The sequence below is a fragment of the uncultured Acetobacteroides sp. genome (assembly GCF_963667355.2).
Classification (GTDB): Bacteria; Bacteroidota; Bacteroidia; order Bacteroidales; family ZOR0009; genus Acetobacteroides.
The window spans coordinates 366,012-378,681 of sequence record NZ_OY763328.2 but is presented as its reverse complement, the minus strand read 5'-3'; the positions used below and the strand labels follow the sequence as shown (position 1 = coordinate 378,681).

Here is a 12,670-nt window from a genome sequence, read left to right as displayed (position 1 = left end):
GGAGTTTTTTATACAGCGATACTGTACGCCAAAATGCGGTGTGGATTTTTATAAAACGATAAAATGGTACAAAAAATCGGTGGAAATTGTCGTTTTTTGGAAATAAAATTCGAAAAGTAGTGAGTGATAATCGCGCTATTCGTTAAATTGGCCTCTGTTACCCGAAAAAACAAAGCCATATGCTAAAGTTCGATGTGTCGAGGGTTCTTCTGATGAAAGGTATCGGAAGACCGGGTGTTTACCTTAGGAAGCTGGGATACACGCAGGGAAAGGCCAGCCGACTGGTTAATGGTACTACGGCCAGCATTAACCTGTACGATTTGGAGCGGATTTGCTTGAGGCTAAACTGTACGCCCAACGATTTGCTGGACTGGTCGCCAAGCGACAGCGAAGACGATATTGCCAACCATGCGCTGCAGTCAATCCGTCGCAAAGAAGCCGCTGTAGGGCTTGTGGCGCTGGTTCAGGGACTTCCGGTAGAGAAGATGCAGGCTATAGAAAAGCTGATTCTCGAAAATATTGGAGAGAAAAACGCTAAGTAAAAAAGACGAAAGGCCTACAACAGTAGGCCTTTCGTCTTTTATGGCTTATGAGGGATAACCCTTCTCTGGAAGCTAGGGTATCTGCTTTACAATCCCAAAGTTTTTCGAGACGTCAACAATGGGGTTTCCCTTGTAGAAGAGCGTCCCAAAGACGCTGATGGAGCCGGATAGCCTCTCCTGGGCGTTAATCCGCGCCTTGCCCGTTCCTTCGATTATCACCTTGGCCTTTTCGGTCACCAAGTTGTAGCCGTCGAACATTCCCGAACCCTTCATGCGCAGAACAAAGGTTCTAGATGTCCCTTTTATCTTGAGGTAGGCGGCGCCGCTGGTTTCGATGGTAAGGTTGCTGCACACAAGCGCTACGCCCAGCTTGCTCGCTCCTTTTAGCATCAGTTCTAGGTTTTCGAATTTTAGGGGGCGTGGCGAGGTTATATTTGCGCTTCCATCAATAAATAGGTTGTTGATGCTCCTAAACGATAGGTGAAGGGTAGGTATCTCGGCGCTTTTGAGGCGCATGCGGCGGTCGCGCTGCTTGGGCATCTCTACCATAAGCAACCCGTCGCGGACGGATACGTTTATCCGTTCTACAATTGATGCTTGACCGCTAATGGTGAGGGCTGGATTGCTTGTTTGGACCATGCGGATCTTGTAGCTGCCTACAATGGCAATCCGGTTGAAAGCGGGTAACTTAATAGTCTTGCTGGTGACTTCCGAGGCAAACAGGTATATCGGAAGAGTCAAAATGGTAAGAACGAGGAGGGCTCTTCTCATGGTTGTTGACTTTTCCGAAAAGTAAACAAAAATGGAGGAAAAGTTACGCGATGGGAGAAAAAAGTTGCCCAGATACTGACTAAGGTATCTGGGCTTGCAAGATCGATATCCGAAGATATCTGGGGTATTAATTGGTTTTGCAAATATAGCAAAAAAGAATTATGCCGACTTTTTGCTGGTGCTAAGTGCTGTTAATAAAATGTATGCTAGGCAGGCTAGTGGAACTGCGAATCCGGCAACGATGCTTTGGCTATAATCGGCCACCAATCCGAAGAGGAGAGGGATAACTGCTCCACCAATGATAGCAGCTACCCATTAGTCCCAATATTTCATTCGACCAAGAAGCACTTTGTCGATATCGTTCTTGTGAAGATGGTCGTGCCTTCGGGCGTTTTTAGTCCATTGTGATTATTATTTTCCCTCTTGTGTGCCCCTTTTCTACCATTTCTTGCGCTTTTGCAGCCTCTTCGAGCGGGTACTCCGCGTCTACATGAATTTTAAGCTCGCCATTCTCCACCATTTCGCGTAAGCTGTTTAGGTTCGAAGAGTTTGGCTCAACAAAGCAGTAGTGGTACTCAATTTCGGGTTTAGGTAGAAGCGATGCTTCTTTAATATTTTCGATTATGGATATAACCCTGCCCTTTCTCTTTACGATGTCGAAGCTTCGTCTGAATGTTTCTCCTCCAATGGTGTCGAATACGAGGTCGACTCCTTCTGGTGATAACTTTTTTACCTCTTCTTCTACATTTTGAGTGGTGTAGTCGATGGCATATTTTGCTCCAAGTTTTTTGGTGTACTCTATATTCCTTTTGCTTGCGATGGCTATTACCGTAGCCTCCTTTTTTGTTGCCAGCTGAATGGCAAACGAGCCAACACCACCCGATGCCCCCCAAATAACGATCGTCTCATGTTTCTTCAACTTGCCATGGGAAAATAGCGATTGGAAGGCGGTTAGGCCTGCAAGTGGTAGCGCCGCCGCATTTTTTAGGGGAATGTTTCGGGGAGCCTTGGTAATATAGGCTTCAGGAAGAGTTATGTAATCTGCATAGGTGCCATGCTGTATGGTTGGCCTGCGGCAGTAGCCAATAACCTTCTCACCTATATCGAAGCGGTGAGCGGCAAAGCCGTGGTCAACAACTTCGCCCGAAAAATCCCATCCTGGTATAATGGGGAATATGCAGGGAACACGGCTGACTAGTAGTCCTTCCCTTATTTTTACGTCGACAGGGTTTACGCCTGCTGCGGTTACCTTAACAAGAACCTCGCCTTCTCCCGGTTTTGGTAGCTTTAGGTCGACGAGTTTTAGAACCGACGAAGGTCCAAAATCGTCGTATTGAATTGCTCTCATCTTTTTTATTTTACAACATGCTAGCTGCATAAATGTTGGCAATAAAAAAGGCCGCTAGCTTAAATTAGTAGCGGCCTGAAGCAATCAATTTTATGTTGTTGCAGATTTAATCTTCCAGTAGGTCGGGGCGGAGCTGTTGGGTTCGCATTATGGCTTGCTCTTCCTGCCACTTGCTAATTTCCTTGAAGTTTCCGGAAAGTAGGACCGCTGGCACTTCCCAGCCATTGTATACAGCAGGTCGGGTGTAAACCGGTGGAGCAAGCAGCCCATCCTGAAACGAGTCGGTCAATGCCGAGGTCTCATCGGAAATAGCGCCAGGCACAATTCGCACTATGCTATCTACAATAACGGCGGCAGCCAACTCGCCACCCGAAAGAACGTAGTCGCCAATCGAAATTTCGAGCGTTACCAGATGTTCGCGAATACGATGGTCGACCCCTTTGTAGTGTCCGCAAAGGATGATGATGTTTTCGAAGGTGGCCAGGCGATTCGAGATTCCCTGCTTAAGCGTCTTTCCATCGGGGGTAACGTATATGATCTCGTCGTAGTGGCGTTCCGATTTCAGTTTTTCAATGCATCGGAAGATCGGATCACACATCATTACCATGCCGGCATCGCCCCCAAATGCGTAATCGTCTACGCTCTTGTGTTTGTCAGTGCTGTAGTCTCTGATGTTATGAATAGCAATGTCAACAAGCCCTTTTTGTTTGGCTCGTTTTATAATGGAATGGTTAAACGGACTTTCGAGAAGCTCGGGGTGAATTGTAAGAATGTCAATTCTCATAGTAAACTTTTTGCAAAGTTAATTTCCTGTAGCGTATAGGCAAAATGGATGGTTGTGATTCGCTGAAAGAATGTTAATTGTAGGATACTGTTCAAGCACTTGAATTAAGTGCTTAACATGCTTAATTTTGATTGTTGCATTAGGAGACCTTTGCTTATGCCAGGTTTGGCAGCAATGAATACCTGAATGTTTGATTTAAGATTTCATGGCGAGATAGTGCCGTGGATGTTTATTGCTTCTTATCTGTCATTTGCAGAATTGAATCATAGATCCAAAATACAAGCAGTTTTCAGGTTGTATTATAAACTTTATTAAAGTCAAATTAACGGTTTTCGCTTAGGCCCCCAATGGCATTAGGCAAAATATTATTTCGTTTGGCATTGGTAAATACTATATTTGCACTCTGGTATTCGAATGTGTGCCATAATTAATTGGCGACAATTTGTGGAAACTCCAAATTAAATGTTATGGAATCTGAAAAAAATGATGCTCTAGTTCCTGAGGAACAGCTCAACAAAAGCGTTGAGGATACTGTGGATGCTACCCCTGCTGCTAATATCGAAGTAGTAGAAGAAGGAAACGAAACTAGTCCTGCTGTTGATTTTTCGGAAGAGGAAGCTATGCTTGCTGCCGAAGAAATTGATCTTGGAGAAGAAGAAGAGACTGAAGATGCTGCACATCCAGTGGTGGACTATTCAGGTCACTCTCTTCAAGAGTTGGTTGCTGCTCTCGAAGCTATCGTAACGAATAGCTCAGAGTCCCCACGTCGTGAAATCGAAGCTATTAAAATTGCTTTTTACAAACGACTTCGTGTTGATGTTGAGGCTAAAAAGGCTGATTTTTTAAAGGCAGGGGGAGAGGAAACTGAATTTAAAGCACCGGAGTGCCCCGAAGAACAAACGCTTAAGGATCTCATAATGGCCTATAGGAATGCAAAGCATCTTAAGGGTAAAGAGATAGAGGCCGAAAAAGAAAATAACTACAAGGAAAAACTTCAGATTTTAGAGGAATTAAAAGTTCTTTCTGAAGGAGCTGAAGCTCACAATCATACTTATCAAGAATTTAGAAGCCTTCAAAACAGGTGGAAGGAAATTGGTCAGGTTCCTCAGGCTCATGTTAAAGATCTTTGGGATAACTACCACTACCTTGTTGAAAAGTTTTACGATTATATAAAAATCAATCGCGAGTTACGCGATCTAGATCTCAAGAAGAACTACGAGAACAAAATTCTTCTTTGCGAAAAGGCAGAAGAGTTACTTCTTGAACCATCTGCAATTCTATCTTTCCAAAAGTTGCAAAAACTTCACGAACAGTGGCGCGAGGTTGGTCCTGTTGTAAAAGAGTTTAAGGAAACGCTTTGGGAAAGATTTAAGGAGGCTACCTCTAAAATAAATAAGAAGCACCAGGAGTACTACGACCTGCAAAAGGAAGATCAAAAGAAGAACCTTGATGCTAAGACTCTACTTTGCGAAAAGGCAGAAGAACTCTTAGAGAATGATCCTAAATCTACAAAAGATTGGAATAAGAGATCGAAAGATTTAATTGAGCTCCAAAAGGTTTGGAAAACTATAGGTTTTGCGCCAAAGAAGGAGAATCCCAAGATATATCAGCGTTTCCGTGAGGCTTGCGATGCTTTTTTTGCAAAAAAACGTGAGTTTTACATGCAGTTAAAGGGCCAAATTGAGGTGAACCTTCAAGCAAAATTGGAACTTTGCGCTAAGGCTGAAGAAATCTCTGCATCAACAGATTGGAAGAAGGCTACAGACGAGTTAATTGCTCTTCAAAAGCAGTGGAAAGAGGTTGGTCCTGTGCCTCGTAAGCATTCGGATGAAGTGTGGAAACGTTTCCGTGCCGCATGCGACTCTTTCTTTAACCGTAAGTCTGAGCATTTCTCAGGTATCGATAAACTTTACGAAGAGAATTTGACTGCAAAAGAAGCCCTAATTGAGGAAATTAAGGCATTTGAATCTTCGGAAGATGTGATGGGGAGCTTTGAAGCATTGAAGGAGTTTCAGCGTCGTTGGGCAGAAATCGGTTTTGTTCCAATGAAAGATAAGGAGCGTATTCAATCGACATATCGCGAGGTGATCGATGCTCAATTCCAGAAAATTAAGGGAACCGATGCCGAACGTAAAATTGGAAAGTTTAAAGGTTGGGTGGAGTCAAACACTGGTAGGGGTGATAAAAAGTTCCGTGCCGAGCGAGATAAACTCATCGGTAAGATTCGCCAGCTGGAGTCCGATATCAGCGTGTGGGAAAATAATATTGGTTTCTTCGCTAAATCGAAGAATGCAGATACGATGATTAAGGACGTTAAAAACAAAATCAATAAGGCAAAGGAAGAGATTACCCTTATTGAGGAGAAGATAAACCTAATTGATTCTCAGCTACCCGAATAGATTGAAAAAAAACGATAATGGCACAGACTAAGTACATTTTTGTAACTGGAGGCGTAACATCCTCATTAGGAAAAGGAATTATCTCGGCATCGCTTGCTAGGTTGTTACAGGCTCGGGGGTATTCTGTAACCATTCAAAAGCTCGATCCATACATTAACGTTGATCCAGGAACATTGAATCCTTACGAGCACGGAGAATGCTATGTAACCGAAGATGGAGCAGAAACAGACCTTGATCTTGGACACTACGAGCGTTTTACCAATAATCCAACTTCTCAGGCAAACAATGTAACAACCGGAAGAATATATCAGTCGGTTATAAATAAGGAGCGTCGTGGAGAATATCTAGGGAAAACCGTGCAGATTATTCCCCATATTACAGACGAGATTAAACGCCGTATTAAAGTTCTAGGATCGAAAGGTAAGTACGATGTGGTAATTACTGAAATAGGTGGAACTGTCGGTGATATTGAATCGTTACCTTATGTAGAGTCTGTTCGTCAACTTCGTTGGGAGTTGGGAGCAACCAATTCGTTGGTTATTCACCTTACGCTTGTTCCTTATGTTGCAGCAGCAGGCGAACTTAAAACAAAACCAACGCAGCACTCTGTAAAAATGCTTCTGGAAACAGGAGTTCAACCTGATATTCTAGTGCTAAGAACAGAAAAATCGCTCTCTCCCGAGGTGAAGAAAAAAGTTGCTCTTTTCTGTAACGTCGATAAGGATTCTGTAATAGAATCGATTGATGTTCCAACTATTTACGAGGTTCCTCTTGTAATGCTTAAAGAGAAGTTAGACCTTACTGTTCTTCGTAAGCTAAACCTGCCTTCGGATAATGAAGTTGAACTGTCGGACTGGATTAATCTGGTTGATAGTATTAAGCATCCTAAGCATGAGGTGTCTATCGCACTTGTGGGTAAGTATATCGAGTTGCATGATGCCTACAAATCGATTGTTGAGGCATTTATTCATGGTGGTGCATCGAATTCTTGCAAGGTGAAGATTAAGTGGATTAATTCTGAAAAGATTGCAGATGATAATGTAGTTAGCTTGCTTGGCGATGTTCATGGGATACTAGTTGCGCCAGGTTTTGGACATCGTGGTATTGAGGGTAAGATTTCAGCCATAAAGTTTGCTCGCGAGAATAAGGTTCCATTCTTTGGTATTTGCCTTGGAATGCAGTGCGCTGTTATTGAATTTGCTCGTAACGTGCTTAACATGGCAGAGGCAAATTCCACAGAGATGGTTGTTTCTACTCCATATCCTGTAATCGACTTGATGGAAGATCAGAAGGATGTAACCGATAAGGGCGGTACTATGCGACTTGGTGCATACCCTTGCTTGTTGAACAAGGATTCGTTGGCGTACAAGGCGTACAAGTCTGAGGAAATTTCGGAACGACATCGTCATCGATACGAGTTTAACAACCAATATATCGATCAGTTTGAGGCTGCTGGTATGAAGTCTGTTGGAACTAATCCAGAAACCAACTTGGTTGAGGTGATTGAAATACCAGAACATCCTTATTTTGTTGGTGTTCAATTCCACCCAGAATATAAGAGTACGGTAGCCAATCCACATCCGCTTTTTGTAGCCTTTGTAAAGGCAGCCTTAAAGCATAAGACTGAAAAGTGTAAATAAAGAACAATTTATTTAAATGGATAAAAAAAGTATTATCGGTTTGGTATTAGTAGGTGTAATCCTAATCGGATTCAGCTACTACAATAACCGACAAATGTCGAAGTATCAAAAGGAACAGGCAGTTGTTGATTCGATTGCTAAGGCAAAAATGCCAAAGGATACGTCGAAAAATGAGGCATCTGTTGTTCAGGAGCAGCTTAAGCAAGAAAAGGCTAAAGATAGTCTCGAAGTCGCATCCATTTCTGAAGCAATGGGTGCTTCTATGGCTAGCGCTATTAAAGGAACAGAGGAGTTTTACACCCTTCAAAACGACCGAATAAAGGTTGTGTTTTCGAATAAGGGAGGTAGAATTGCTTCGGTGGAGGCTCTAAAATATAAGCGTTACAATGGCGATAAGTTGGTTCTATTTACTCCTGAAAAGAGTCAATTTGATATTAACCTGTTTATTGGACAGAGTATTTCAACTTCGAAATTTTACTTTCAGCCTGTAAACGTTGGTAAGAACGGTGTTTTATCTGCAAAAGATTCTGTGAAAAGCGCAGTTTTCCGTTTGTATACCGATGCTTCGAGTTACATTGAGTATGTGTACACCCTTAAGAAGGGGAGCTACATGGTTGACTATAAGGTCAACTTTGTTGGTTTGGAAGGTAAGTTGCCACAAAACATGACCAGTTTGGACATTAACTGGGCTATGGATGCTCCACAGCAGGAGAAGGGCTTTAAGTACGAGAATAACTATACCAATGTTGCCTACAAATTCCCAGGTGAAAAGGGAGATTTAGAAGAACTTTCGGCAATGAAGGAGACTGGAAGCGAAAAAGTAACAACCAAGATTCAATGGGTTGATTTTAAGCAGCAATTCTTCTCTTCTATTCTTGTCGCAAAAAATAGTTTTACCTCTGGAGATGTGAGCCAAACTACGCATCAACCAAATTCTGGTTATGTGAAGAACTTTAAGGCAACTCTTCAAGTACCATTTACACCTGCTACAAAGAGTATTGATCTTGCATTCTACTTTGGGCCAAACCTTTTCAATGAGCTTAGAAAGTATGATATGGGCTTTGAGACGGTTGTGCCTCTTGGTTCTTGGATTATACGTTGGATTAACCGTTGGGTAGTTATTCCTGTATTCGACATGTTGGAATCGCATATTGCCAGTTTTGGTATAATCATCCTTATCCTTACCGTTTTAATTAAACTCGTTCTATTTCCGCTTACCTACAAGTCTTACTTGTCGATGGCGAAGATGAGGGTGCTTAAGCCAGATGTGGATCAGATTAATGCGAAGTACCCTAAGAAGGAAGATGCAATGAAGAAGCAGCAAGAGGTTATGGCGCTCTACCGTAAAACTGGCGTTAATCCCATGGGGGGGTGCTTACCAATGCTTTTACAGATGCCAATTCTTTTTGCAATGTTCAAGTTCTTTCCTGCATCGTTTGAACTTCGTCAGAAAAGTTTTCTTTGGGCTGATGACCTTTCGTCGTTTGATTCAATTGTTAATCTGCCTTTCGATATACCAATGTATGGTGGGCATATTAGTTTGTTTACGCTTCTAATGGCTGTGTCGTTATACCTAACATCTAAGATTAATACGGCTCAGATGGCAGATACTAACCAGCAGATGCCAGGTATGAAGTTTATGACGTTGTACATGATGCCTGTGATGATGCTACTTTGGTTTAACAACTATGCGGCTGGTTTGAGTTACTACTACTTGTTGTCTAACCTTATCACGTTAGGTCAAACCTACTTTATTCGTCAAACGGTTGATGATGCGGCTGTGCATGCTAAATTAAAGGAGGCTAGTAAAAAGCCTGTTAAGAAGTCACGTTTCCAACAAAAGTTGGAAGAGATGGCTAAACAACAAAAAAAAAAATAGATAGTTAATGTCTGTATATGAAAGGCCACCTTCGGGTGGCCTTTTTCGTGTATTGGATTATAAAATACTAGCTTTGTCTGGCAGTTAAGGATACGTCTTAAGTCTACCTGCTTTTGAGTTAAATGTTTGTTTTTGATGGATAGGTTTTTTTTTCGCACTTGCTCATTTCTGCTAATTTCCACAATCGTTTTTGCTTTTTTTGTTGAAATAGAGCCTGCTGGTGCAAAGATTAAGTATAAGCAAAGTGTTAGTACTAGGGAACAGTGGGTTGATTCTGTATTTTCACAGTTAACCACTCGGCAAAAGATCGGGCAGCTGATGATGGTTGCTGCATTTTCTAGAAAGGATTTGCAGAATGTGGAGGAGGTTGAATCTCTTATAAAGAATTATGGAATAGGAGGTGTAATCTTTATGCGTGGTGGTCCTGTAGCCCAAGCTAAACTTACCAACAGATACCAAAACCTCTCTAAGATACCACTTATGGTTGGTATTGATGGCGAATGGGGGCTCTCGATGCGACTTGACAGTATTAGGGGGTTTTCTCGACAAATGCTTTTAGGAGCATTTAAGAATGATAGCCTTATATATGAAATGGGGAAAGAGGTTGCTCGTGAGTGTAAGCTACTTCGTGTAAATGTAAACTTTGCGCCTTCTGTTGATATTAATAGCAATCCGCTAAATCCAATTATAAATGTTCGTTCTTTTGGCGAAAACCGCGATTTGGTCAGTCAAAAGGGAATTGCCTACATGCGAGGTATGCAGGATCATGGCCTAATTGCTTGTGCAAAACACTTCCCTGGTCATGGAGAGACAGAGGTTGACTCGCATCGTGCACTTCCATTTTTGGGGCTTAGCCGTCAGCGGCTAGATTCTATAGAACTTTATCCATTTAGGAAATTGGTGAATGCTGGTGTTCAGGGAATAATGGTAGGGCATCTTTCAGTTCCTGCATTAGAGCCTAACCTTGACAATCCAACAAGCATATCGCGAAAGGTTGTTACCGATTTATTGAAAAAGGAGATTGGCTTTAAAGGTTTAGTGTTCTCCGATGCGCTAAATATGAAGGGAATATCAGCTTCGCGATCGCCCGAGAAGGTTTGTTCTGATGCTCTAAGAGCGGGGAACGATATCTTACTTTTCCCAGAAGATGTTCCTGCCTCCATTCGTAAAATTGAATGGGAGATTTTCTGGGGGCGTATTGACGAGAAGGAGGTAGACGAGAAGGTAAGGCGAGTGCTTGGTGTAAAGTTCGATCTTGGATTAACAGGTTATTACCCAATTGATGTAAATAACAACCTGGTAAAAGATTTGAACAGTACTAATGCCGAAGGGTTACGAGAAAGCATGGTGGCGAGTGCAATGACGGTTATCTCTAATAAGGATGACATTCTTCCGCTTATGCGTCTAGATACGTTAAGTATTGCAGTTTTGAATGTTGGGGAAGATATGGAGAATACTTTCACGAACACGATGGCACAGTATTGTAAGATTCGCCAATTCGATATACAGAGAAATGCAGGTCAAGTAGCATTCGATAGTCTAGGTAACGTTTTAAAACCGTATAATCTAGTTATAGTTGGGTATCATGATACCGATGCTCGTGCCGAGAAAAACTATGGAGTAGATAGCGTTTGTGCTGCATTTATTGGCCGATTAGCCACCGAAAAGAAATGTATTTTAAATTACTTTGGAAGCCCTTACGGAATAGGTCTTTTCCCAAATTTGGATAACTTTTATTCTATTACTGTTGGGTATGAATCATCGGTGCAAAGCGAAAAGTGCATGGCCGAAGTGCTCTTTGGTGGACGAAAGGCTACGGGATTTCTTCCTGTTTCTATTAACCCTGAATTCAAACAAGGAAGGGGAATTCAACTCGATTCTGTTATTCGTATCCGGATGGGAACGCCTGAAGAGTTCGGTATTAACAGGACGAGCTTTGCTGATGTTGAAGAGTTGGTGAATAAGGCAATTAGTATTCAGACAATTCCTGGTTGTCAGGTCTTGGCAATGAAGGATGGGGTGATCTTTTATTATAAAGCATTTGGATCGAAGACTTATAATGGTGATGATACAGTTTCTACAACCGATATGTACGATATAGCATCGGTAACCAAGGTAAGCGCGACTCTGCCTGTTCTTATGAAACTTTCTGACAACAAGTTCTTGGATGTAGATCGTAAAATAGGTGACTATCTTCCAGAACTTAAAAACACCAATAAGTTTGATATTACTTGCAGGGAGATACTTGTCCACCAGTCAGGACTTTCTTCTGGAATATCGATGTACCCTAAGTACTTGCGTTCGGTATTTAAAGGTAAGCCACTGTATAGTGCTACAATTTCTGATGACTATCCGTTCAAGACCGAAGACGGGAAGTATCAAAATCGAAGCTACTACTTGGATAATGCCCTTTTTGGAACGGAGTATTCCGAAAAGCACCAGCTTCAAGTGGCGTCATCTATCTATGTCTCGAAATCGATAAAGGATAGTATTTTGGTGGATATTACAGGTTCGAGAGTTAGCGGTAGAGGCGAATACCATTATTCTGATCTTGGCTTTTACTACTTTCAGCGAATCATAGAAAATTGCTACCACAAATCGCTAGATAGGGTTGTGGATAGCTTGTTCTTTAGGAAACTGGGGATGAATTCAACCATGTATAATCCTACTGACAAAGTAAGCCTGGCGAACATTGTACCAACAGAGGTTGACTATACGTTTAGAAATCAGTTGTTGCGCGGATTCGTTCATGATCCAGGTGCTGCTCTTATGGGAGGAGTTGCTGGGCATGCCGGTGTATTCTCTAATGCGATAGATTTGGCGAAGCTAATGCAACTTTACCTTAACAAAGGAGTGTATGGAGGGGATCGGTACTTTAGCGATTCTACCTTTAACTTGTTTAACACACCTCAGTTCTCAAACAACCGACGTGCATTGGGGTTTGATAAGCCTGAACCCGATAGCAAAAAGGAAAGTCCAGTAGGGAAGGAAGCCTTGCGGCTATCTTTCGGTCATACAGGCTATACGGGTACAATGGTATGGGCTGATCCTACCCGAAAATTTGTGTATATTTTCTTGTCAAATAGGGTTTATCCGTCTTCGCAGGGGAGTAAACTTAGCGAGTTGAATACCCGAACCGATATATTAACAAAGTTTCTGCATATGATTGACGATAAATCCTCCACTAAGCATAAAGACTAAGGCTGTTTTATTGATTACTCCTTTGAAAAGAAACAAGTTGTTCTTTTTCGTCGTGATTGAGATGTTGTGCTTTTATTTTAAGGCTCTGTACTCTTTGTAGTTTAAA

8 protein-coding genes are annotated in these 12,670 nt (G+C 42.1%); 5 read left to right on the top strand and 3 right to left on the bottom strand.

The annotated features are described in order from the left end of the window. Positions 1–179 precede the first annotated feature (179 nt). Positions 180–542 (top strand): helix-turn-helix transcriptional regulator, encoded by a 363-nt coding sequence (locus ACHZA1_RS01570; protein ID WP_320053487.1) that lies wholly within the window; start codon positions 180–182, stop codon positions 540–542. Positions 543–614: 72 nt separating this feature from the next. On the opposite strand, the gene ACHZA1_RS01565 is transcribed toward ACHZA1_RS01570, so the two are convergent. The 3 genes from ACHZA1_RS01565 to trmD form a co-directional block, all read right to left on the bottom strand. Further along, the gene (locus ACHZA1_RS01565) at positions 615–1,313 is read right to left on the bottom strand and encodes a head GIN domain-containing protein (protein ID WP_320053486.1); all 699 of its coding nucleotides are present in this window, start codon (positions 1,311–1,313) and stop codon (positions 615–617) included. Positions 1,314–1,707: 394 nt separating this feature from the next. Further along, positions 1,708–2,661, bottom strand: a complete 954-nt coding sequence (locus tag ACHZA1_RS01560) for an NADP-dependent oxidoreductase (RefSeq protein WP_320053485.1) — start codon at positions 2,659–2,661, stop codon at positions 1,708–1,710. Between the two features lie 106 nt (positions 2,662–2,767). After that, positions 2,768–3,445 (bottom strand): tRNA (guanosine(37)-N1)-methyltransferase TrmD, encoded by a 678-nt coding sequence (trmD, locus tag ACHZA1_RS01555; protein WP_320053484.1) that lies wholly within the window; start codon positions 3,443–3,445, stop codon positions 2,768–2,770. Positions 3,446–3,912: 467 nt separating this feature from the next. Between trmD and ACHZA1_RS01550 the strand changes: the two genes are divergently transcribed. The 4 genes from ACHZA1_RS01550 (at position 3,913) to ACHZA1_RS01535 (ending at position 12,564) form a co-directional block, all read left to right on the top strand. Further along, the gene (locus ACHZA1_RS01550; protein WP_320053483.1) at positions 3,913–5,844 is read left to right on the top strand and encodes a DUF349 domain-containing protein; all 1,932 of its coding nucleotides are present in this window, start codon (positions 3,913–3,915) and stop codon (positions 5,842–5,844) included. A 17-nt stretch (positions 5,845–5,861) separates the two neighbouring features. Then, on the top strand, positions 5,862–7,484 hold the full coding sequence (locus ACHZA1_RS01545; protein WP_320053482.1) for a CTP synthase: 1,623 nt from the start codon (positions 5,862–5,864) through the stop codon (positions 7,482–7,484). 16 nt (positions 7,485–7,500) lie between these two features. Continuing rightward, positions 7,501–9,363 (top strand): membrane protein insertase YidC, encoded by a 1,863-nt coding sequence (yidC, locus tag ACHZA1_RS01540; RefSeq protein WP_320053481.1) that lies wholly within the window; start codon positions 7,501–7,503, stop codon positions 9,361–9,363. Positions 9,364–9,498: 135 nt separating this feature from the next. Beyond that, complete coding sequence (locus ACHZA1_RS01535) at positions 9,499–12,564, top strand: glycoside hydrolase family 3 N-terminal domain-containing protein (RefSeq protein WP_320053480.1); 3,066 nt, start codon at positions 9,499–9,501, stop codon at positions 12,562–12,564. Positions 12,565–12,670 lie beyond the last annotated feature (106 nt).

Excerpts from the sequence above, each read along its gene's own strand:
- ACHZA1_RS01550 (WP_320053483.1), top strand. The coding sequence starts at position 3,913 with ATGGAATCTGAAAAAAATGATGCTCTAGTTCCTGAGGAACAGCTCAAC.
- yidC (WP_320053481.1), top strand. The coding sequence starts at position 7,501 with ATGGATAAAAAAAGTATTATCGGTTTGGTATTAGTAGGTGTAATCCTA.
- ACHZA1_RS01570 (WP_320053487.1), top strand. The coding sequence starts at position 180 with ATGCTAAAGTTCGATGTGTCGAGGGTTCTTCTGATGAAAGGTATCGGA.
- trmD (WP_320053484.1), bottom strand. The coding sequence starts at position 3,445 with ATGAGAATTGACATTCTTACAATTCACCCCGAGCTTCTCGAAAGTCCG.
- ACHZA1_RS01560 (WP_320053485.1), bottom strand. The coding sequence starts at position 2,661 with ATGAGAGCAATTCAATACGACGATTTTGGACCTTCGTCGGTTCTAAAA.
- ACHZA1_RS01545 (WP_320053482.1), top strand. The coding sequence starts at position 5,862 with ATGGCACAGACTAAGTACATTTTTGTAACTGGAGGCGTAACATCCTCA.
- ACHZA1_RS01535 (WP_320053480.1), top strand. The coding sequence starts at position 9,499 with ATGGATAGGTTTTTTTTTCGCACTTGCTCATTTCTGCTAATTTCCACA.
- ACHZA1_RS01565 (WP_320053486.1), bottom strand. The coding sequence starts at position 1,313 with ATGAGAAGAGCCCTCCTCGTTCTTACCATTTTGACTCTTCCGATATAC.